18 protein-coding genes are annotated in these 22724 nt (G+C 55.0%); 12 read left to right on the forward strand and 6 right to left on the reverse strand.

The annotated features are described in order from the left end of the window. Nucleotides 1-414: 414 nt before the first annotated feature. Entirely contained in the window at nucleotides 415-741 is a 327-nt protein-coding gene (locus tag FKG94_RS12205; protein ID WP_142904612.1) for a hypothetical protein, read from the forward strand. Nucleotides 742-1028: 287 nt separating this feature from the next. After that, nucleotides 1029-1613, forward strand: a complete 585-nt coding sequence (locus FKG94_RS12210) for an FMN-binding negative transcriptional regulator (protein WP_142904613.1) — start codon at nucleotides 1029-1031, stop codon at nucleotides 1611-1613. Nucleotides 1614-1799: 186 nt separating this feature from the next. On the opposite strand, the gene FKG94_RS12215 is transcribed toward FKG94_RS12210, so the two are convergent. Then, nucleotides 1800-2423 carry a TetR/AcrR family transcriptional regulator gene (locus FKG94_RS12215; RefSeq protein WP_179957615.1) on the reverse strand — a complete coding sequence of 208 codons (624 nt, stop codon included), beginning with the start codon at nucleotides 2421-2423 and terminating at the stop codon, nucleotides 1800-1802. A 102-nt stretch (nucleotides 2424-2525) separates the two neighbouring features. Between FKG94_RS12215 and FKG94_RS12220 the strand changes: the two genes are divergently transcribed. Genes FKG94_RS12220 through FKG94_RS12230 form a run of 3 tightly spaced genes read left to right on the forward strand, consistent with a single transcriptional unit; the run spans nucleotide 2526 to nucleotide 6830 of the window. Further along, nucleotides 2526-4856: an efflux RND transporter permease subunit gene (locus tag FKG94_RS12220; RefSeq protein ID WP_142904615.1), complete on the forward strand. Its 2331-nt coding sequence runs from the start codon at nucleotides 2526-2528 to the stop codon at nucleotides 4854-4856. Continuing rightward, the gene (locus tag FKG94_RS12225; RefSeq protein WP_142904616.1) at nucleotides 4853-5644 is read left to right on the forward strand and encodes an outer membrane lipoprotein-sorting protein; all 792 of its coding nucleotides are present in this window, start codon (nucleotides 4853-4855) and stop codon (nucleotides 5642-5644) included. The genes FKG94_RS12220 and FKG94_RS12225 overlap by 4 nt, the downstream gene beginning before the upstream one ends. After that, nucleotides 5610-6830, forward strand: a complete 1221-nt coding sequence (locus tag FKG94_RS12230) for a hypothetical protein (RefSeq protein ID WP_142904617.1) — start codon at nucleotides 5610-5612, stop codon at nucleotides 6828-6830. Before FKG94_RS12225 ends, FKG94_RS12230 begins: the two co-directional genes overlap by 35 nt. A gap of 136 nt (nucleotides 6831-6966) precedes the next feature. Here the strand turns inward: FKG94_RS12230 and FKG94_RS12235 are convergent, their stop codons facing one another. Further along, nucleotides 6967-7359 (reverse strand): peptidase U32 family protein, encoded by a 393-nt coding sequence (locus tag FKG94_RS12235; protein ID WP_142904618.1) that lies wholly within the window; start codon nucleotides 7357-7359, stop codon nucleotides 6967-6969. Nucleotides 7360-7599: 240 nt separating this feature from the next. On the opposite strand from FKG94_RS12235, the gene FKG94_RS12240 reads away from it, so the two are divergent. The 4 genes from FKG94_RS12240 (at nucleotide 7600) to FKG94_RS12255 (ending at nucleotide 10826) form a co-directional block, all read left to right on the forward strand. Next, entirely contained in the window at nucleotides 7600-8436 is an 837-nt protein-coding gene (locus FKG94_RS12240; RefSeq protein ID WP_179957616.1) for an alpha/beta hydrolase family protein, read from the forward strand. A gap of 3 nt (nucleotides 8437-8439) precedes the next feature. After that, complete coding sequence (locus tag FKG94_RS12245) at nucleotides 8440-9192, forward strand: SAM-dependent methyltransferase (protein WP_142904620.1); 753 nt, start codon at nucleotides 8440-8442, stop codon at nucleotides 9190-9192. Nucleotides 9193-9496: 304 nt separating this feature from the next. Then, nucleotides 9497-9874, forward strand: a complete 378-nt coding sequence (locus tag FKG94_RS12250) for a RidA family protein (RefSeq protein ID WP_142904621.1) — start codon at nucleotides 9497-9499, stop codon at nucleotides 9872-9874. 292 nt (nucleotides 9875-10166) lie between these two features. After that, on the forward strand, nucleotides 10167-10826 hold the full coding sequence (locus tag FKG94_RS12255; protein ID WP_142904622.1) for a hypothetical protein: 660 nt from the start codon (nucleotides 10167-10169) through the stop codon (nucleotides 10824-10826). A 137-nt stretch (nucleotides 10827-10963) separates the two neighbouring features. Here FKG94_RS12255 and FKG94_RS12260 read toward each other — a convergent pair whose 3' ends face one another. From FKG94_RS12260 to FKG94_RS12270, 3 genes are all read right to left on the reverse strand, one after another. Then, the gene (locus FKG94_RS12260) at nucleotides 10964-12655 is read right to left on the reverse strand and encodes an FAD-dependent oxidoreductase (RefSeq protein WP_142904623.1); all 1692 of its coding nucleotides are present in this window, start codon (nucleotides 12653-12655) and stop codon (nucleotides 10964-10966) included. 253 nt (nucleotides 12656-12908) lie between these two features. Beyond that, nucleotides 12909-16178, reverse strand: a complete 3270-nt coding sequence (locus FKG94_RS12265) for a translocation/assembly module TamB domain-containing protein (protein WP_142904624.1) — start codon at nucleotides 16176-16178, stop codon at nucleotides 12909-12911. After that, on the reverse strand, nucleotides 16175-17929 hold the full coding sequence (locus FKG94_RS12270) for an autotransporter assembly complex protein TamA (RefSeq protein ID WP_142904625.1): 1755 nt from the start codon (nucleotides 17927-17929) through the stop codon (nucleotides 16175-16177). Before FKG94_RS12270 ends, FKG94_RS12265 begins: the two co-directional genes overlap by 4 nt. A 315-nt stretch (nucleotides 17930-18244) precedes the next feature. Here FKG94_RS12270 and FKG94_RS12275 point away from each other — a divergent pair, with 315 nt between their 5' ends. From FKG94_RS12275 to FKG94_RS12285, 3 genes are read left to right on the forward strand one after another with little or no spacing between them, the layout of a single operon-like run. Beyond that, nucleotides 18245-19099: a mechanosensitive ion channel family protein gene (locus FKG94_RS12275; RefSeq protein WP_142904626.1), complete on the forward strand. Its 855-nt coding sequence runs from the start codon at nucleotides 18245-18247 to the stop codon at nucleotides 19097-19099. A gap of 27 nt (nucleotides 19100-19126) precedes the next feature. Beyond that, nucleotides 19127-19954 carry a magnesium transporter MgtE N-terminal domain-containing protein gene (locus FKG94_RS12280; RefSeq protein WP_142904627.1) on the forward strand — a complete coding sequence of 276 codons (828 nt, stop codon included), beginning with the start codon at nucleotides 19127-19129 and terminating at the stop codon, nucleotides 19952-19954. A 2-nt stretch (nucleotides 19955-19956) separates the two neighbouring features. Continuing rightward, entirely contained in the window at nucleotides 19957-21282 is a 1326-nt protein-coding gene (locus tag FKG94_RS12285) for a magnesium transporter (protein ID WP_142904628.1), read from the forward strand. A 71-nt stretch (nucleotides 21283-21353) separates the two neighbouring features. On the opposite strand, the gene FKG94_RS12290 is transcribed toward FKG94_RS12285, so the two are convergent. Next, nucleotides 21354-22424: a mechanosensitive ion channel family protein gene (locus FKG94_RS12290; RefSeq protein WP_142904629.1), complete on the reverse strand. Its 1071-nt coding sequence runs from the start codon at nucleotides 22422-22424 to the stop codon at nucleotides 21354-21356. Nucleotides 22425-22724: the final 300 nt, after the last annotated feature.

The raw sequence follows: 22724 nt of genomic DNA on the forward strand, positions 1-22724 counted from the left end.
AACCCATCCCTGGGAGCTCGCCTAAAGCGCCTACTTTTGGTCCCGACAGCATCCCTGCTGTCGAGAGTTTCTGAAGGCCTTAGCCAGAGCCAGACCCCCCTTCCGTGCCATTCGGGACAGTTTACTCAATTGCCTTTAGCTTTTACATGAAAATAGGGTTTAATTTGGGGAAATTGCCCTTGATGGCACTTGCATGAAGCGCTTGCTGTCGCTTAAAGCGCTTACTTTAGCTAAAGTACCTACTTCCAGTGGCGGTACTTTAGCGAAGAAATGCTAATTGATGGGGCTGCCTCTGGAGGGGGCTGGATATGCAGGGCAAACCCTTTTTGTATCAAGTGTTTGTGTCAGTCTTCAAGGGTCTCATTTTTTGTCAGGTAGCTTACGCACTATAAGCTTTTCAACTGAGATAACGCTATGTATAAGCATTATAAAAAAATCACTGTGGCAATAGCGCTGTTGTCTATTATTGTATTCCTTTCTTTTCAGGCACTTGTAGCCACGAAAATAAGGGAAGCTGCCGAACCTGCCAGGCAGTATCTCTCTGCGGTAATTCAAGATTTTCCCTCCTGGGATATTAAAAAATTTGATCACTATCTGACTTCTAATGGCTTAAAGGAGTTTAACTCCTCCGGTGGGCAAGACCTGTTAAGGCTGCTGAACTCTATGGGGAAAGTGGTATTGGTGAATAATCCTTCATTTTTCGGCACAACCACGGGGCATCTTAACAACGGAGCATCTTAACAACGACGCAATAAGGCAGACTGTTGAATTTGAAGTGGATTTTATATTTGAAAGTGGAAGTGCCAGAACACTTTTTTTTCTTTTAAAGACAAGTGAGGTATGTAGGGTTGATCGCATTGCTTTCACCTCTTTAGAGCAAAACTGATATTTTTAGCGAGCCTACTTATGCTGTCCCAACAGTTGTCCTGTTTCGTAATTTTGAAGTGAAAATGAGTTAAGTAAACTGTCCCGGGGCTCGGGGCTCAGTCACAACTAATAAACGTTTGAGTCTTTCAGGCGAGGAAATTATGTACATACCCAAGTATTTCGAGGTAACTAATCAACAGGAAATATATGCGTTCATTGAGGCAAATGGGTTTGGCCAGCTTACCTCCAACTTAGCGGGGCGACTGTTTTCAACGCATCTTCCTTTTTTATTGTCGAAAGACAGAACCAAGTTGCTTTGCCACCTGGCAAAGGAAAACCCCCAAGCCAGTGACATTGAGGGCCAAGAGGTCTTGGTAACGTTACAGGGACCCCATGATTACATATCCCCGTCTTGGTACCTAAGCCCCGGTGTGCCGACATGGAATTATCAGGCAGCGCATATCTATGGGCGGTGCAAGGTGTTCAGTGAGATCGAGGCGTTGAAGCAGGCAGTTGAGGCGCTCACCAGCAAATATGAATCCGGTCTTCCCGCGCCTTGGCAGCCCGAATACAGTCCGTCCATGCTCAAGGCCATTGTCGGTATTGAAATTCATATCACTGAGATTCAGTGCAAATACAAACTAAGTCAAAATCGCACGGTGCGAGATCGAGAGCAAGTAATTGAGCAGTTGAAAAATAATGGCTCCAATCGGTTAGCGGAAGTGATGGAGCGCAATCCGTTGTGATCGTTGGCAGCCGTTGGCGCCCCAAGTGCTGAGTGCCGGAGTCCCGCGCCGTTGGGTAAAATACTCTCCTTTCAACAAGTAAGGGAGTCATATGAGTCAACAAGTACTGGGTTTAAGCAATGATAGGCGATTGACCATTTTAACCTGGGGTGCCGGTTATTCCGGATCGCTAACGCAATATTCACGCTAAAGTTCAAGAATAATAGCCATAACAGTTTGTATATGCTTCTTATGATCTTTGAATTTTGAGGTTTTAAAACCGTACAATAGCTTTTGATAGGTTTTGCCTTCCCAACTGTTCAATAGAAGATCTGCTAAAAGTTCAGGCGTTTCCTTGCGTTTGATAAAGCCTTTCTTTTGGCCATGTGCAATCATATCTTCAAGATGGCTGTAAGTGACTTCATAGGCGCGTTTATAAAACAACTTTGACATATCGGGATTTTCCAAAACCTGCGTCAGCATTAGCTGATCAAACCGCACAATTTTGGGGTCTTCCAGGAAGTGGAGCAGATTTACGCCAAAATTGATAAAGGCTTGTCTGTAGTCCTTTTCATTGTCGATGGCTTCAAAGGCCGGAATGAAGAACTGCTTACACTCATGATCCAAGACTGCAACTAAGATTTCTTCTTTGCTTTTAAAGCGTGAATACATGGTGGCCTTGGACATATTGGCCTCTTTTGCCAGCATGTCAGTAGACACGGCAGCTACACCATATTTGAAGAACAGCGTTCGAGCAGCGTCGATAATGCGCTCTGTTGGGTGTGGTTTTTTTGGGGATGTTGTTGTTTTTTTGTCGTTTATTTCTTTCATAGGTCGTCGCATACGTCTTGGGATTTAAAGTTTGCAATGATCAAAACTGTACGGTACAGTTCACTTTTATTATAGTGTAAGATTGATCAAGGACACAAACTTATGGCGCAGATTACACTATCCGTTGAAAATCTCGGAAAAACGCTGGCTGAATTTTCTGTGAAACGGGCGTGGCTTACCATTTTCATGTGCATCGCTCTTGTTATCGCTGGTGGCTACGGTGGTAAGAACTTAGGTTTTTCCGGTGACTACCAAATCTTTTTCGGGGATGAGAACCCCGAGCTTCAAATTTTTCTGGACTTTGAAGCCACATACGGGAAAGCGGATAACATTAGCTTTGTTGTAATCCCGAAGGAAGGCGACATCTATCAACCCAGAGTAATTGAGGCCATTCATGATATCACGACTAAAGCATGGCGTCTGCCTTTTGTTTCGCGCGTTGACAGTTTAACGAACTTCCAGCACACCTACGCCGAGGGCGATGACCTCATCGTCGAGGACTTGATTTTCGAGAAAAGCGAGATTGCTCAACCCGGCCAGATGGAAAGACTACAGCGTATTGCTGAAAATGAGCCGCTGCTCCACGAGTTTATCACCGCCTCAAATGGTACCGCCACTATCATCAATGCTGTTTTGCAGGTAGATCGAAAAATTGCCGAGGATGTGTTGGGGGCAGCGCAAGCTGCCAGGGATATACAAGCAGAAATTCTAGAGCAATATCCAAGTATTGATATTAAACTCACTGGCGCATCCATGCTGTCCTCAGCATTCAGTGAGGTTGCGATGCAGGATTCCGCAACGCTGATTCCCGCCATGTATCTTCTGATCACTGTTGTCATGCTTTTGGTTCTGCGCTCTCTGTGGGCCACGGTCGCAGGCTTACTTATAGTGATTCTCTCCACGATATTCGGCATGGGCTTTGGGGGGTGGCTCAGCATTGAACTTACGCCGATCTCAGTCGGTGCATCGACGATTATTTTAACGATCGCCATTGCCGATGCCGTGCATATCATTGCGGCTATGCGGCAAAAGATGCAGCGTGGACTTGAGAAGCTCCCGGCGATTGTTGAAGCGACAGCGACGAATACATTTCCTGTGACTTTGACTTCCATTACAACAGCGATTGGATTTCTGAGCTTGAATTTCTCGGATTCACCGCCATTTCACCACCTTGGTAATATGGCCGCCGCTGGGATTTTTATGGCGTGGATACTCTCCATCACATTCCTGCCGGCAGTGCTAACGCTGTTACCCGTAAAATATGAAGTTTTGCCGAAAGACAAGCAGAACGGATCGGTGATGAAGTCCCTGGGCGCGGCGATTCTGAGGAGGCGTTACGCCGCTTTCATCCTGACAGCGGCTACATGTGCTGTTGCGATATCGCTCATCCCGCGCCTTGAGTTTAACGATGTCTGGTCAAAATATTTTGACGAAAACATAAAGATTCGCCAGGCGATTGATGCTACGCGCCCACACTTCGGCACGGATAATATCGAATTTGTGATTGATTCCAGCGCGCCTCAAAATGTCCTGGAGCCTGTATTTTTGCAGGATGTCAAAGCTTTTTCTGAATGGCTTAGAATGCAGCCCGAAGTCGCGCATGTCTATTCGGTATCGGACATTATGAAGCGTCTGAATAAAAACCTGAATGAAGATAAGCCGGACTTTTACGATATTCCCGACAATCGTAAACTCGCCAGCCAGTATCTTTTGGTGTATGAGTTGTCGCTCCCCTACGGGCTTGACCTCAATGATCGTATTGACATCGATCGTCAGCGCACTCGCGTAACAGCGACGATTAGGGATACGTCAACAGTCGAGGCGCGTACCTTGATAAAAAACGCAACAGACTGGATGGAGAAAAATTCACAATTCGGTGCTACAGTCAGCCCCACCGGAAACACGACGCTGTTCAACTATATTGCCGACCGCAATGTTCAGGCGATGTTTGAAGGCGGGCTGGTATTGATTGTCGCGATCTTTATTATCATGACCGTTTTTTTTAGATCGGCAGGGATTGGCTTGCTTAGTATTATCCTCAACGCTATCCCGGTTTTTGTAGCGTTCGGGATCTGGGCGGTCGTTTCCGGCACGGTTGGTTTCTCGATTGCTGCTGTTGGGGCGGTAGCCATTGGGTTGGTGATCGATTATACGGTTCACCTGGTTTCCAAATTCATGTCAGCCAGACGTCATTATGGCAAGAATAATCAGGAAAGTATCCTGTATGCCTTTGACACTGCAGGTACAGCGATTGTGGCCACCACGGCGATTCTAACGGCTGGTTTTGCCCTGCTCGCTACGTCTGCTTTCAAACCGAATACCGACATGGGGTTGCTGACTGCGATTGCCATCATGCTTGCGATGGTAATTAATTTCCTGATTATGCCCGGTCTGTTAAGTTTTAATTCAAAAGAAAAGGAGAATCGCTTATGAAAACATTGATTCCTTTGATTGTCATGGTTAGTGCACTGGCGCTGTCTATACCCACAGTGGCTGAAACACCACAGGAAAAAGGCTTCCGGATTGCAGCCAAGTCCGATCGTATGGATAGAGGTTTTGGTTCCAGCATCGCGCAGTTGGAGATGACCTTAAAAAATGCCGCGGGACAAACCACCACGCGGACGTTGGAGATTAAGACACAGGAAAAACCCAACGAGGATGTGGGCGATAAATCCGTGACGCTCTTCTTTACCCCGCCCGATGTAGAGGGCACCGCCTTGCTCTCTCACGCCAAAATCCTTGACTCCGACGACCAGTGGCTGTACCTGCCGGAGCTGGCGCGGGTCAAGCGGATTTCATCCTCAAACAAATCCGGCCCATTTGTAGGGTCTGAGTTCGCCTTTGAGGACCTGACTGCCGCTGAACTTGGCAAGTATAGTTATGAGTGGCTGGAAGAGACTACATTGGATGGGATGGCCGTTGATAAGATAAAACAGACCCCGCGCTACAAGCGTTCAGGTTATACCTACCTGATTGCCTATATCGATCAAGATATCAGTCAGTTGCGAAAGATCGAGTTTTATAATCGCGGCGCGACGCATTTTAAGACGCTGACCCAATCAGAGTTTAAAAACTATGGCGGCACTATTTACCGCCCGATGATGCAGGAGATGAATAATCACCTGACGGGGAAGAGTACAACGCTGCGCGCAAAATCCTATAAATTTGGAATAGATCTGGACGATAATGAATTCAAACCTTCAGCACTTAGCCAGTTATAAGACAGCGATTTTAGCAGCTATTGTGCTGTTACCGTTTGGACGTGTGGTTTTGGCAGGGGCGCCGACATTTACACCCAATATCGGCGTGGAGCTGCGATATTTCCCCGACAGCCCTGCTTTCGACGGGCAGCTGGAACATGTTCAACCCTCTGTGGCTTTCGGTGTTGAAGGACGATGGGTGTCTGATGACCGCAAAAAGCGTGTTCGGTTTGAACCCTTTTTACGTGTAGATGCGCAAGATAGTGAACGCACGCACTTTGACCTGCGGGAGCTGACCTACAGCCAGCGCCTGAGTGACTTTGATCTCCTGGTTGGAAGCGCGCAGGTCTTTTGGGGAGTAGCTGAAAGCCGGAACGTGGTGGATATCATCAACCAGTTTGACGGGGTGGAAAATAACGACGAAACCGACAAGCTCGGTCAACCTTTGGTAAGACTTGGTAAATTCACGGATGTTGGTCGCTTTGAAGCCTATTATCTTCCCTACTTCCGTGAGCGCACTTTCCCGGGTAAAGATGGGCGGCAACGTGGGCCGCTGGTTGTTGACACCGATGCTGCAGAATTTGAACGTGGGGGCGAAGAGTTCGCCGGTGATTTTGCTTTACGGTATCAGCACCAGATTGATAAGTTCGATATTGGCGCGCATATATTTTATGGCACAAACCGTTCCCCATTTTTTAAGCTTAATGGCGATGGATCACGTCTCATTCCCGTCTATCAAGAGCTGACGCAAGGTGGTGTTGATTTACAGTGGACAAGCGATGCCTGGCTTTTGAAGTTTGAAGGGATTGCGGCTCATTCCGGCGGTGAAACGTATATCTCAAGTGTTGCCGGATTCGAGTATACGTTCTTTGATGTCAAAGAAAGTGGTATTGACGTGGGCATCCTGGCGGAAGGTTTGTACGACAACCGCGATGAAACGCAAACTGCCTTAACCCTGTTCGAAAATGATGTGTTTCTCGGCACACGCATCACTTGGAACGATGTGCAGGAGAGTGAGCTTTTGGCCGGGGCGGTTGTCGATTGGGAAAGTGGTGCGACCTTCGGTTCTATCGAATTTGAAACCCGTATCGGTGAGAATATGAAATTTGAAGTTGAGGCCCAAATTTTATCCTCACCGGATAGCGAGCCTTTAGCGCAACAGGAACGAGACAGCAATATCACCGTTCGTTTGACGCGATACTTTTAGACAGAAGTCAACCGGCACGTCTCAAAGTCCGGGCTAAAATGCCTATCATTCTGACAGTTGATCTCCATCAATGCCGACTGAGGTCGAATCAAGCTATATATGATCTGCCGAATGGGTGAGGCGTCGGCCTATACTGTCAAGCGCACCTGGGGGCCTGGCGCCATACCCGCACCACCTGTTCCACATAGGCGGGGCTGCGCTGGCGGCCCTCCAGTTTGATCGCTTTGATACCGATCTCTGCCAGTGTCGGAATAAGGGCACTGACATCGAGGTCTGCTGCGATATCGACCGCCCGCTGCCACCGGGGCCAGCCGGCGGGTTGCGGGTAGGTGTTTATTGCCACGAATACCTTGGTATGGTGTCGGCGAGTGTAGTCCAGCGCCTTTGTCGCCTTGCGATCGGTAAAGTTAAGGCCGCTGAAATGGCGGGCGTTGGTGGCGTCGTTAAAGCCGATATATACCGCATCGGCGCCGTTGTCTACAGCAACTTTCAGGGCCGGCAGGCTGCCGGCCGGACACACCAGCTCCATTTGTTGTTTCCTCTCCTGTCAGGATAAAGGTATACGGGCGGGTAAAACGGTCGAGGTTGGGAGTGTGGCGTCGAAAGGGGTTCTCCGTATTGATATAAATCAAGTCATATGCGAAGGTAACCCTCAGCTATAAGCCTCTGTAACGGAAACTACGGAATTTATGTACTTTAAGCTACAGGGGTGCGAACAGAGTAGGGTGTTTGATATCAGACAAGGACTATTAACAGACCACCAATGTATATGAACAAGACAACAGTTATCGTATTTTTTCTTATTTACAGTATTCAAGTCTTTGGCGAAGACTATAAAATTGAGAATGCTGAATTTTATAGTCACGGCGACAAATTATCCGGATCGATAGTTTTTCCTGTGGAAAAGGAAATACACTCCGCCGTGGTATTTGTGCATGGCTCAGGAAAGCAAACAAAAAATATAGACTGGGCAAAGCGCTTCGCCAGGGAAGGTATTGCAGCGATGGTCTACGATAAGCGAGGTGTTGGAAAGTCAGGTGGTAGATATGAGAGTAAGCAGAGCGTTAGCGAAAAGAATATAACCCTGCTGGCGGACGATGCGGTTTCAGCCTTGAACACACTCGCAAATCATCCGGCGTTAAAAGGAACCGCTCTGGGTTTAACAGGTATAAGCCAGGCCGCTTGGATTGTGCCTTTGGCTGCAGAGAAGAGTGAGGCTGTAAGTTTTATAGTCTTATGGAGCGGTCCCGTTTGTAAAGTGAGTGAAGAGGACATATTCAGTAAATATACTGCCGATGTCGACGGAAGGGAGGTGCCGAGTTACGACGAAGCGCTCAATTCAAGGAAAGAAAAATATATCTGGCCGGATTTCTTGGGTAAAGATATGGATCCAAGCGAAAGCCTGGCAAAACTGACGATTCCCGGGTTTTGGATATATGGAGAGGAGGACGGGAGTATTCCTGTTGATTTGTCTATTCGGAGACTGCAAACATTAAGAACTGCGGGCCACAGTTACGATTATGTACTTTTCTCGGGCCTTGGGCACAATAATATGGTTGAAACTTTTGCTACCGCAACTGATTGGATCAAAAGACTATTAAGGTAACCAATGGAAGATCAGGAAAAATATACCGAAGCACTTGTCAAACTGCACAGCGGTCTTGCAAGGCAGGGGCCGGGTGATGCCAGTTTCACTGATTACATAATCGATCGACTACCCGAGCTGCCACCCAGTCCACGAATTGCGGATATAGGTTGCGGCGCGGGAGCGGGGACTTTAATACTTGCCAAAAAGTATCGTTCTAAGGTTAAAGCTGTAGATTTCTCAAAGACTTTCCTGGATCAAATGATGCACCAGGCCAGGCTGGAAGGCTTGGAGGACTTGATTGAACCCATCGCGTGCGATATGGGGAATTTGGATTGGGAGCCGGGGACAATTGATCTTTTATGGTCCGAGGGTGCTGCATATACGATAACCGTTGAGAAGGCACTAAAGGTCTGGAGACCGCTTATGGCTGCGGATGGGATTGTGGTTATTTCAGAAATGACTTACTTTTCAAATCCGGCTCCTGAAGCCGTCGCGCAGTATATGACGGGCCTTTATCCGGGGATCAAGACCGAAGCAGGTAATGTTGATTTAATTAACGCATCGGGATTTCAGGTTCTTGCAGCACACCGGCTGCCCTCGAAAGCTTGGTGGGACAATTATTATAACCCTCTTCGTAAAAACATAATGAAATTAAAAGATACCACCGATAGCGTCATGCAGACTGTAATCAGTGACACCGAAGAAGAAATGCAATTCTTCAAAGAGTATCAAAGTGATTACGGTTATACATTCTTTATAATGCGAGCAATTTAACCTCGCTGGACTGACAGCCATATATTCCCGAACGGTAACAGTGGCCGTTGCTCGTCGCTATTATTTTCTTTACAGGTATTCGGGTGCAGGTTTTCAAAAGCCTTAGGAGTCCAATGAAAAACGCGCATACGCAATAGACTTTTTTTGGTCATAAACGGCGCTATGGTATTAACCGCCGCATCTGTCAATTGTTCGCGTCGCAACCGACCCTGTATAGGGTCCAGGTGCCCAGTCGTCTTATAGCATTTAGGCGCTAAGATGATTAAACTGAGGCAGATTTTTAGTGAGGAGAACCTGGTGGTTTATGAAGATCGTCGAAACTGAAAATGCAACCACCCCCGCGGGGCACTACGCCCAGGCGGTGGTCCATAGGGGAGTGATCCATATATCCGGGCAGTTGGGGCGGTTGCCGGGTATGGACGATGCTGAAGCCGGTGATATCGAGCGGCAGACAAGCCGTTGCCTGGACAATATTAAGGCGATCCTCGAGGCGGCGGGCAGCTCAATGGATAATTTGCTGAAAGTGAGTGTGTACATCAGCGACATAGCGCTTTGGCCCGATGTAAATACGGTCTATGCCCGCTATCTCGGCGACCACAAACCCGCGCGGGTCGTCGTTCCCGTGCCTAACCTGCACTACAATGCCCTGATAGAGATTGAGGCCATGGGTGCTGTCCCTTAACCGGTCGACCCCAATATGCGTTTAGGACGGGTCTTCCGGAGACAGTTTAATCTCTACCGGCTGCTGTAAGTCTATCCAGCTTTCATGCCAGGAAAAGACTGAGTTAGGTGAACTGTCCCCAGGTTGCCTCAATTTTCAACACAGTCGACACTATTCGGTGCCTGTTTGACGTAGAATTGCGCCATATACTGCCACACATAAAGCCACTGTCGGAGGTACTGTGAACCAGGCATCAACCGCACTGCCACGGGTAAAAGCGGCAAGTCTTCAAAAGTCACCCTGGTATGACATTTTGCTGTTTCGCACCCGCCTGCGGATCAAGGTTCCGAAAGCCACTGCCAGAGTCGGCAAAGACGCGCTCGGGAACACGATTGACCGGCGTCCTTTCTTAAACACCGTAGCGAAAACAGAGTATGACTGTAACGACAGGCTCGGCCGTTGTGTCATCGATATTTACCACTCCGCCTGGCGTCTTTACCCCGCTAACCTGCTCTCCCGTTCGCATGCGACACTCTCTTTCTTTCTGCGTGGCCTGGGTGTCACACCCAACGAACGTCGAATATACCGGGATCTCTACCAACTCGATACGGCGAGCATATGGATACAAAACTACTACTCCGGCGCGACCCACCAGTTTGACGAGCTGCCGTCCGTTGCACCGGTTAGCAGCGATGGTGAAGATGACCGACCCGAGTCCGGCGGCAACCTTCGCTTTGCGATCAAGGAGGCATCCATCAATGACATCAAGGTGTTTTTTTGCCGTCCGTTTAAAAACCAGGTGGATTATTTCATTCCGTTTTCCGAAGCGGATCTGCTGCAATTTTCTTTCCAAATGACACCAACAAACGCACGCGGCAAAGAACAATCGATTGAATTAATGCGGGTCGCACAAAAGTTCGCTTTTGCTATGCTCAACACCCTGGCGATGGAGCGGGATACGGTACCTGCTTGACTCCGGCACTATCAGTCAGTGTCCAATCCGCCACTGTTGCAGTCGGCGTGAGCCGGTTGTCATATCGAGCCGCTGCGATAAACACCCAGGGCTTTGTTGAAGAACCCCGAGCGTGTGAGAAATGACGGCTTTCGATCTCAATAGTCAGCCAGGTACTGATGCACCTGGCTGATCGACATCGACCCTTCACCGACACCTGATGCCACCCGTTTAATCGAGCCGGAGCGCACATCGCCGGCGGCAAAAATACCCGGGGCACTGGTTTCCAGCATCATCGGACTGCGCGCCAGTTCCCAGGCCTCGTTGTCGGCAATCTGCAGTCCTGTGCAGACAAAACCCTTATCGTCGAGTTGAACACAGTTTTGCAACCAATCGGTGTTGGGCATGGCGCCGATCATAAGAAACACATGCCTGATGGGATGTGTCTCGCTTTTATCATTCTTGCTGTCATGCCAGGTTACCGTTTCCAGATGTCGCTCGCCGTCGAGGCGGGTGATTTGTGTCTGGGTGTGGAGCGTAATTTTTTCGGAGGAGTTGATGCGCCCCACCAGGTAATCGGACATGGTGGCGCCGAGGCCCGGGCCGCGCACCAGTATATGGACGTGGCGCGCATGGCCGGACAAAAATACCGCCGCCTGTCCGGCGGAGTTGCCGCCGCCGACCACGATAACATCTGAATTTTCACACAGACCCGCTTCCATTGCCGTTGCCGCATAGTAGACGCCGGCGTTGTCGAAGCGCCGGTCATCTTCGATGCCCAGGGTGCGATAGGTCGCGCCGGTGGTTACCACCACGCACTTGGCGGTGATTTTTTGCTGGTCACAGAGACTGAGTGTGTAGGCTTTACCGTTTTCGCGCACAATATCGGTAACCCCGTGGGGCAATGCAATCTTGGCGCCGAATTTCTGCGCCTGTATCTGGGCCCGCCCCGCCAAAGCCTGGCCGGATATTCCGGTGGGAAAGCCGAGGTAGTTCTCTATTTTGGAACTGGTACCGGCCTGTCCGCCGGGCGCCTCCTGTTCCAGCAGGAGTGTGCTCAGCCCCTCGGAAGCGGCGTATACCGCCGCCGACAGGCCCGCCGGTCCGGCGCCGACAATAGCGACATCGTAGACGTGGTCCGGCTCGATCTCCTCAACCAGGCCCAGGCATTCGGCCAATTGATAGTTGGAAGGTTTGGACACGACCCTCTCACCCAGGTGAATCACAACCGCCGGTAAGCTCTCCTCGGCCAACTCATATTTTTCCATGAGTTCAGCACAGTCTTCACTGGTGCACTCCATGATGTCAACGGGATAACCGTTGCGGCGCAGAAAGCGCTCGATGCGCAGGGCGTCTGCCGACAGCTTGTTGGTAATCAGGGTCACCGAACCCTGTTTATGTGAAATCAACCCCATGCGGCGCAGTATAAAAGCGCGCATGACTGTTTCACCGATATCGGGCTCCGCAGACAGGAGTTTTTTAAAGTTGCAGCGATTGATCCTCAAGACCGTGCCGTCTTCTCCCATACGGCCGCCAACCAGAATCTGGCGGTCGTTGAACAAATCCAGCTCGCCGGTGAACTGGTGATTGCCGTGAACGGTAAACACATTGATGCCGTCGCGGCGATGTTCGTAAATTTCGATGGTTCCCTGCAGTAAAATAAAGAAGTCGACGGTGCGCTCTCCGCGTTCGAACACGACGGTGCCGCGCTCTAGATCCTCGATGCTGCCAAACGGTTTGGCGCGGGCGATTTGGTCGTCCGTCAAAGTTGGAAACGTTTGTCTCTGGCGTGCATAGGGATCGCTCGGGTCGAGAGACTCCTGGTTGGTGAAGAGATTGGTTTGCGGCATCTTTATCTCCTGGGCGGTGTCGACACCTGCGCCACGTCCGGCGTGGATGGATCGGAGCTAATGCGGTCAGCCCCGGCTGCTGGTCCAGAGTCGCTGACGATATACACTATCTTCTGTGGGGTTATTCAGTGTTGCAACTGGCAGAGCGTCGGATAGGCAATCGTGCGGCAGAATATAGTCGATTCGCAGTCTGATGTAAAAACAGAATAGTTTTCCTTGCCGCCACTACCGATTTTGCACCGTTACAGTGCCGCTATTCGCGCTCGAAAGTCCACAGGACATCCAGCGAGTTGGACTCGCCGCTGACTGCCTCCAGGTACAGGTTGCGTCCCACTTTGTAGCGCAGTGTCAGGGAGTTGACCGCATCGAACACGCCGATGCCGTAGCGCACCAGCAAGTTCGAAGAGAGGTAGCCGCTCAGGCGCATTTGCGGGCCGTCGCGACCGCCTTCGGCGCTCATTCTGAAATTATCGATACCCAGCGCGCGGGCGGTTTTGTTGACCACGTTATCGCTGGTATTGATACCCAGGGAGAGCGCCGTCTGCGCGGCGATAAGATTGGGGTCCTGTTCCACGCTGGTGCCCGGCGCCTGTCCGGTCAGCAGGTAGTGCAGCTTCGCCTGCTCGGGCATGTCCGGTTGGGAGAACAGATTGATGATCGGGTTTCTGGCCGGTCCGGTAGCTCGCAGTCCCACCACCGTGCTGTCGCTGTCCATCTCCCGCACCGCCTCCACCCGCAGTTGCGGATTGTCCACGTCGCCGACAAAAATCAGGTCGCCCTGGCGAATGGCCAGGGCCTGGCCATAGGCGCGGTAGCGCCCCTCGCGCAGGCGCACTACGCCCCTGGCCCGCACACCCTGGGTGCGGCTCTGTTTCAGCGTCAGTTCGCCGGTCAGTCGCGTATCCAGGCCAAACCCGCGAAAAACCACATCGTCGCCGAGTTGCAGGGTGATGTCGCTGACCACTTGGGGACCTTCGGGCCGGCTTTTTTCCAGTCCCACCACCACGGTGTCCGGCGAGGGGGAGACGGCCTGGGCCGGCAGTTGTTTCAACCGCACGCGGGCCCGAGGCACTGCCACCTTGCCGGCGATTTGTATCTGCTCTGGTGCCAGCGCCAGTGTTATCGCGGGCGACAGGATAACTTCCATGTCGTCGTCGGGACGCAACAGCAAGCGCTCGGCATCCACGGACAGCTCACCGCGCCAACCCGGATTGAGCCAGGTCAATTGGCCGTTGAGTGTGCCCGGCGCGGTGCCGGCCTGAAACTGGCCCTGCAGGCGGGCCGTGCGACCCTCGAACTCGATATCCATGCCGAGCTGTTCGATCGGCTGCGGCAGGTTGGCCAATTGGGTCTTGGCGTCGGACACCGTCAGTTTGCCCTGCAAGCTGGGTTGGTCGCGCCGGCCGCTGACGCGAATGTCGGCGTCGACCAATCCACTCAGCGCTTCCACCCCGGCGTCGGCCAGCAGGGGCTCGAGCGGCGCCAGGCGGGCGGCGGCGATGGCGATAGTTGCCTCTATTTTCTCCGGGTCCAGGGTCAGCCCGCCGCTCAGGCGCCCGTAGTCGGCAGCGTCACCGGACCAACTGAGTTCGGCCTGTTGTCGATTCAGTGACAAGTCGGCGGCGATACGGGTCACCGGAATGGTCAGGGGCTCGCCGGTATCGGCCTGCCAGTGCACGGCCGCGGCGCTGCTGGCAATGGCCGCGCTCACCTCGGGTGCGCCGCCGGCAAGGGTGCCCCGGAGGCTGAATTGCCACTCGCCCTGAAGTTTGATTGTCTCGGGCAACCAGGGCGTGAACATTTGCCAGGGCAGCCGCTCGCCGGCCAGGGACACACCGGAGACCACATCCCCGGCCAGGGTGATCGGACTGTCACTGCAGATCACCGCCCCGTTGTGGCCGGCAGATAACAGACCGAGACATAGCGGTGCCAGTTCGGCACTCGGCCCCGCCAGATCGAAGTGCATTTGGGCCGGGTCCCGCAGGGCCCAGGTTTGCCGGGTGAAGCCGAGCTGCAACTCGCTGCATTGTCCGCGCCAGACGGTATCCGCCAGTGCCCCGCCGCAGGCCAGGTTGGCCTTGTAGTCATCCGGATGCCGCCAGCGCGCGCTCAGTTGGTGTTGCGCCAGGGTGCCGCGGGCGGCGAACTGGAGGTCGCCGAGGGTCTGGTTCTCCATCGCGACTTGTTGCAGTTGCGCAGTAATCTCGCTGGACTTGCGACCCAACTGCTCGAGATGAAACCTGAGCCGACCTGCGTCAATTGCCAAGTCCCGGTAACCGACGCCGCGGAGATCCAACTGTGCATCTATATCGGGTTGGTCGAGGTTACCGCTGAGGGCCAGAGGACCTGCCAGAGTGCCTTTGAGCCCGGGCCACAATTGCGCCAGGTCGGGAAAGTTGATCACTGCCTGCAGTTTGCCCGCAGTGTCGGTGCCGACCGAGCCGGTGGCGCTCAGGTGGTTTACCCCCTGTCGCAACTGCAGGTCGCTGATGGCCAGGCGCTGGTCGCCCCAGGTCAGATCGGCGCTGCCGCTGATTTGGCGTTGTGACACGACGCCGTCGAGATTGCGCAAGGTTATTGCCAGCGGCGCCGACGGGTTCGGCTGTTTCAGCGCGGCCTGTAGTTGCAGGTGATTGTTCCCGTCCCAGAATGCGGTGCCGAAATCCACCTTAACGTTGGCGGCGAGCGACTGCGGGGTGCCGTTTACGTCCAGGGCGACGCTTTGCAGGTCGAACCGGCCGTCACCGAATGCCAGCGGCTGTCGCAACCGGGCACTGGCTTGCAGGGGACGCTCGAGGTCCAGTGGGGATAGCGACACCTTTGCGTCGAGAGCCCAGGTCCCCGCGCTGTGCAGCTTGGCGGTCAGCCATTGCAGGTCGCCGCTGAGGTCGCCGGTGACCGTGCCGAGCGGCAGGTCGGTATCGCACTCAACGCGGGTGCGCAGGGGATAAGCGTCCCGCAGTTGGATATCCGCCTGAATCCGCCCGCGACAAACCGGATGCCTGAGTTCCGCGTTGGCGATCCGCAGGCGATCACCGCGCCAACTGCCGCGCAGCACCAGGGACTCCAGACCCGCGACTGTCGCACCCGCCTGGCGCAGCGTTATCGAGCCCATTCGCACCCGACTGAATACCAGCGGCAGCGGGGTGCTGACGGCCGGCAGTTCCCCGCGGGTATCCACTGGGTTCGGGTCCGGGTAAGTGACGATATCCAGGGTGTCGGCAGACAGTTCATCGATACACAACTGCAGGCTCCAGAGGCAGGCGGGCCCGATGCGTAGTTTGGCCCGGGACAGGGTGATGGCGATACTACGGGTGCGATATTCAGCGTCGAACCGCAATCCCTGAATCAGGTTCCCCGACATCGCCGTCGCCTCGAATTCCGGTACCCGCTCGGTTACCTGATCGGCGAGATAGCGACCGACCACACTGGAACGCAGCGCGGCGTAGATTGACAGGTGGATAAAAAAGGCAATGACCAGCACTACCTTTAACCCCGTCAGCAGGGCGCTAGCAGGTTTCACAAAGGCAGGCCCATATAGATATGCAGGCGCACCGAATCGCTGCGGTCGCTGTCTACCGGCTTGGCAATATCGAACGCCACCACGCCGATTGGCGACTGCCAGCGCAGGCCGATGCCGGCGCTGGTATGGAAGGGCTCGGCGTTGTCGTTGTAGGCGCGGCCGCTATCGGTAAACACTGCCCACTGCCAGCTTGGCCGCCACTGGCGCCGGTACTCGAGGCTGGCGGCGTTAAGGTACTGGCCACCGGTCAATTCGCCCTCGGCGTCGCGCGGTGACAGGGTTTCGAAATCGAAGCCGCGCACGGTCTGGTCGCCGCCGGTGAAAAAGCGTCGCGAAGCCGGCACATCCAGAAAGTCGCCGCTGACAATGGCGCCGAGTTCCGCCCGGGCAATGACCTGGTTTTTCTCCGCCCAGGTGTTCAGGTAGCGCAGGCCGCCGCTCAGGCGCGCGAAGTCGGTGTCCGAGCCGAGCGCGGTACTGCTGGCCTGGAGCCCGAACCAGAGCCGGTAGCCCCAGTCCGGTGCCCGCGCCTGGCCGCTGATCACGGTGCGCGACCAACTGCTGCTCGGCACCACGAAGGTGACGGTTTTTTCCGGTTCCGAGCCCTGTTGAAACGTCTCCTGTTCCAGGTCGACGTGGTAGCTGTACTGCCAGCCGTCCTCGGCCAGGTTGTGGTAGGACAGGCCGGTGGTGATGATTTCGGTCTCGGTATCCTCCACGTCTTTTTCCTGAAAGCCGTTTTTCCAGGTGAGGTAGCGTTCCAGCGGGTGGTGCCAGGGAATGCGGTACTGGGTCGACACTTCGGTGCTGATGGCCGAGGCCTCCAGCCGGGTCTGGAAGCTGTCGCCGCGGCGATTGATACGCGGGCGCTGCCAACTCAGTTGCAGGCGCGGCCCGGTGTCGGTGCCAAAACCGGCGCCGGTGGTGTAGCGGTGCGAGGGCGCATCGACAAGCGTGATCTGGAGCTGCACCCGGTCGGGCGGTCGCGGCGCGGTGTCAATATCGACGGCGGCGAAATAGCCGCTGTTCAACAGTCGATTGTAGACTTCACCGATTTTGTTCACGTCGTAGCTTTCACCCGGCGTCAGTTGCGTCAGTTGTTGCAGTAATTGGGGCGAGAGATTGCTGCCGCTGTAGTCGATCTCGCCGATCCGGTAGGCGGTTCCGATGGCCAGCACCAGCGCCACATCCGCTCGGTTGCGGGTCAGGTCGATGCGCAGTTGGTGTTGGGTCAGCTCCGCATCCAGGTAACCGCGCCGCTGTGCCAGAGACAGAAATTCGCGCTTAAAGTTCTCGTAGGTGGCGTGATTGATCTGTGTTCCCGCCTCGAACGGGTGCTGCACCGCCATCCGGGCAAAGACAGGATCGAGTGTCTGGTCGCCATCGACGACCCGGATATCAGCTTCACCCCAGGTGACCGCCGGTCCCGGTGTGATAGCGACCGTCACTGCTTCGCCGTCGGTGCGGTAGTCGACCTCCGCCTGGTAGTAGCCAAACGCCTGTAGCGCCTGGGTCACCGGGCCCTGCAGGCGCTGCTGCAGCAGCTCCGGGTCGGCCGCCGGCAGGGGTTCGAGGCGCGATAGATGGAGCCTGAGGTTATCCGCCACCGGCCCCTCGACGCCGGTGATATCGATCCCGGCGGCCGGCCAGAGGCTGCCGTGCCAAAGTGCCAGGGTCAGCAGCACGAACCTACGGGTGATGCCCAGCCTGAATGTTACCCCCAGGCGAGCTATGAAAGACGTTTTTGACATAACTACATACTCACTGCGTCCGCTGACCATATAAGGAATCACACCGTCTATTCAAGTGCCAGGGTGTATTCAGGCGCCACGGGTCCTATTTACCGGGCCGAAGTCGCAGTGGCCGAATGCAGATTGATTTCAACGATCCATTTCAACGATCCATATCGACAATGCATTTCAACGATCCATATCGACAATCCATTTCAACAACCCATTTCAACAACCCATTTCAACAACAGACTTGCTTTTTTGGCGGTTGTCCCTAAATGTTAGCGGTAACCGTGTTGCCAAGGACACAAAAATCGATTCAACGGCAGTGAAACCATGGATAACGATAATATTCTGAGCAACTGGCAGGGGGCTCTGGCCGACACCTACCAGCAACTGGCCCGGCAACTGGCCGATATCCTTCCACAATTGCTGAGTGCCGTCCTGCTGTTGCTGGCGGGCTGGATAGTCGCGCTTGTCGCCGCCCGCGGGGCCCGCAGCCTGCTGGCGGTGATGGCGTCACTGGTCGGGCGCTGGCTGCCGGCCTCGGCACAGCCGCGCGACAGCCTGACGCCGGTGCAGATCGCCATCGGCGGCCGGGTGATATTTTGGCTGGTGATGCTGTTTTTTATTGCTGCCGGCGCCAGTGCCCTCGGCATCACCGTGTTTTCCAGACTGGTGACCGATGTCGTCGCCTATCTGCCCAAGCTCCTCACCGGGTTGCTGATTATGCTGGCGGGCTACTGGCTGAGTCGGATCGGCAAATCGATCGCGACTGCCGCGGCCGCCTCGGCCGGCATGCTGGAGGCCGGGCTGGTGGGTGCCGCCGTGCAGGTGGGCGTGGTGTTTACCGCGCTGGTGATCGGCGTTCAGCAACTGGGTATCGATATCCAGTTTCTCACTCAACTGCTGGCGGTAGTGCTGGGGGTTCTGTTGGCGGGTTTCTCGCTGGCGTTCGGGCTCGGTGCCAGGCAACTGGTGGCCAATGTGATCGGCGCGCAGCAACTGCGCAAACAATACCGGGTCGGCGATACGGTAAAAGTCGCCCAGGTCAGCGGCGTGATTGTGGATATCACGGCGACCACTGTGGTGCTGGATACGGGCGAGGGCAGAGCGACGGTGCCGGCGTCGAAATTTCAAGAGCGGGTCGTCGTGATCAACGACCACTCGGCATCGGATACCTCCGGTTAACCGCCACCCGCTGTTGGAGCCAGCCCCATGAACACCGACGAGATACAATTTGCGTTTGCTTTTTTAAAAACCGAACCCGAGGCTGCGGCCCGCCTGCTGGAACTGCAGCCCGGCGCCGATGCGGCGACGTTTCTCGCCCGCGCCCCCGCGCCCGATGCCTGGCGGGCCCTGCAGCATATGCTGCCGCCGGCCGCGGCCGGCGCCCTGGAGCAGATGAAGGTCGCCACCGCCGTGGATATGCTGACACGCCTGAGCCACTCCGGGGCCAGCGCAATTTTGAGGGCCATGGATAAAACCGCAAAACAACAGGTGCTGGAGCGCCTGCCGGTGAAATTCAAGGCCGCCTGTAGTCTGTTGCTGAATTACTCCCCTGAAGAGGTTGGGGCATGGCTGGAGACCCGCTTGCTGATGGTATCCGGCGAGGGCAGTGTCGCCGAGTGCCTGATCGATTTGAAAAAGAAAGATCGCCAGATCGATGCCAGTCGCCTCTATGTCGTATCGCGCAATCGCCAATTGCGCGGCACCCTGTCGTTTATGAGCCTGCTGCAGGCTCACCCGCAGCAGGCGCTGGCGTCATTGCTGGTCGAAGACACGGCGGCCATGCGCAGCCGCACCGGTCTGGCGTCGGCGTTAAAAAGCCCGCTCTGGCAACAACGGGACTGGGTGCCGGTCATCAACCGATCCGGCGAACTGATTGGTGAACTCTATCACCACGTATTGCGCAGGGTGCTGGCGTTCGAACGACGGGTGAGTGCGGCGGCGCCTGCCAGTCTGGCGACCGAGCTGTATCAGGCCTACGGCGACAGTCTGGCACAGGTATTCGACACCTTTACGGATGACGAGGCGAGGCTCTGACCATGACCACCACCAGCGAGCGTTTAACGTCGACAGCCGGCGTGTTGAGCGAGGCGTTCTTGCTCAACTATCCGCAAAAAGCGGCGCGCTATATGGAAAAGATCCCCGCTGCAGAGGCGGCCAGTATCTTCCAGCAGCACCCTGTGCCCAGCGGCAAAGCCGTGTGGGTGTTTCTGAGCCCCGGTGCCGCCGACCAGATTCTTGGAAAAATGCCGGATAAGGTTGTCGCCGAGTTGCTCGCCGTGCTCGACGCCAATCTTGGCGTCGCCCTGCTGGGGCGTCTCGACGAGGCCCGCCAGGCACAGATTCTCGCCTGCGCCCACGCCGATATTGCCAGGGAAATGCGCGAGTTGTTGACGTTTCCGGAGGATACCGCCGGCCGCCTGATGCAAACGCGGGTGATGGCGTTAAACGAAAATATCACCGTCGAAGAGGCGATCAGGCAGCTAAAGGCCGCCGGTCGCACCGATACCGACCACCTGTTTTTACTCGACGACAATGCCCGCCTGACCGGGCGCCTGGCCGGGAACCGGTTGGCGTTGACCGACAAAACCCAGCGTCTGTCGCACCTGGCACTGCCCATGCTGTTGACCGTGCATACACTGGACCCTAAAGACGAGGTGGTGGAGAGACTCGAGGCGGCGAAAACCGATGCCGTACCGGTGCTCGACAGCGATGACAACCTGGTGGGAGTCATAAAAACCGCGGCCCTGTACCAGGATATCAAAGAAGAGCTGGTCACCAATATGCAGACGATGGTGGGTGCCAGCAAGGATGAAAAAGCGCTGTCGAGCAGCCTGTTCTCCGTGCGCAAACGCTTGCCGTGGCTGCAAATCAACTTGCTTACGGCCTTTGCGGCGGCCGCCGTTGTGGGTGCATTTGAAGGGCTTATCGCGCAGTTTACGGCGCTGGCCATTTTGCTGCCGGTAGCCGCCGGTCAGTCCGGCAATGCCGGTGCCCAGGCGCTGGCGGTGACCATGCGCGGTCTGACGCTGCGGGAAATAACCACCCGCAGTTGGCTGAGAATATTGTTGAAAGAAATGAGTACCGGCTTTATCAACGGCGTGGCCATCGCCCTGACCTGCGCCGTGGGGGTGTGGGTTTGGAGTCAGTCGCTGGGTCTGGCGCTGGTGATCGCCCTGTCGATGGTGGTATCTCTGGTGATTGCCGGCTCCGCCGGTGCACTGGTGCCGATTTTGCTGAAAAAACTGGGACAGGACCCGGCGCAGTCTTCCTCAATTGTATTGACCACGGTTACCGATATTGCCGGCTTTATGTCGTTTCTCGGTATCGCGACCCTGTTGTCGGGGATGTTGCCGCAGGGCTAGCGGAGGTTATGCTTCGACCCCGCCATCGGGGGATGATGACGGGCGGAGTAGTACGGGAGACAAGTGCTGTGTCAGTCCTTTTTTGCCCCGTTTTCAAGGCGGCTCGAGATACCCTTGACGCGTTTTCTATGGCGGTTCAGTTTCTTTGTCAGGCTTGCGCGCTCGGCCTCATCGGCCTGACCAAGCTGCGCCTCGAGCGTTTTGATTTCGACCAGTAAGGCCTCCTTCAGGATGCGCAGTTCCTCGAGTTTGCCGGCTTTATCGGCCTTATCGAAAATCAACGCTTCCGGCACCGTTTGCCCGGCGTCGCTCTGCCGGGTTTCAAACAGGTGCGGCCGCCGGGGTATGATGCTGGCCCCCTCGGGCAGCACGCGCTGGTTCATAAAGGTCGGTGACACGATTTCTATGCCGTTTTGGTGCAGCGTGTCCAGCACTTGTTTGCAGAGATTAGAGCGGGTGGTCAGCAGGTGTTTGACCTCGACGAGAAAACCGGCGATGCGATACACCACCGAGTAGTCACCGAGTTCCATCACCTGCACAAACGGCTCGGTGAGCCCGGCCTGCCCGGCGGCCTCAATCAACAGAGGCTCGATCTGGGTGCGCGGAATGTCGTAGCCGAGTGACAACTGGGTCGAGACAATCGTGCCCGAAGCGTGCACGACGGTGACCGGCTGCGATACCAGAAACAGATTGGGCAGGGTGGTCAGGTCGCGATCCTCGGTCTGGATCTCCGTGTGGAACAGGCCGCGCTCGGTAACCCGCCCCAAGTGGTCGCCGACGCGGACAAAATCGCCGGGGTGGAAACTGCCCACCGAGCGCAGCATGATGCCGGCCATGGCATTGGAGACGAACGTAGTGGAGGACAGCGCGATGATCGCACTCAGCAACAGCCCCAGCAGACTCAGCAATTGGCCGCGGGTGGCGTCGGAGGTTGGCAGGGCCAGAATAACCATCACCACACCGATGCCGGTGAGCAGCAGCATAACCACTTGGCGCGGCAGGCGCTTCTCGGTTCCCAATTGCGCGCCGCGGCGAAACAACAGCAGATGCAGCATCCACAGGATGCCGGTCACCGCCGCGGTAACGGCCAGAACCGGTAGGTAGTCGGCCAGTGCGCTGTAGAGCTGTTTTGCTTCATCCACTAGATGGTGATCCTCATTGCTGCCGGGGTTACACCGCGGGCTGGCGTAGGTTAGACGGGCAAGCTTAAAACAGGGGCGAGCCGTCCCACAAGGGGTGCGTTTCAAATAGCTTCCCGGTAGGGTCGATTTTAGTAGAGTTGATTGTAATTTGGGCCGGCGGCGCTATAGTCGACTCGAGCAGCGGCTTGCGGCGCCGGTAGGTTGGTCGCAGGCTCGCAGGTGTGGTGTAGGTGTAGGTGTGGTGTAGGTGTGGTGTAGGTGTGGTGTAGGTGTGGTGTAGGTGTGGTATGGGTATGATTG

The sequence above is a fragment of the Exilibacterium tricleocarpae genome (genome assembly GCF_007004655.1).
Lineage (GTDB): Bacteria > Pseudomonadota > Gammaproteobacteria > Pseudomonadales > Cellvibrionaceae > Exilibacterium > Exilibacterium tricleocarpae.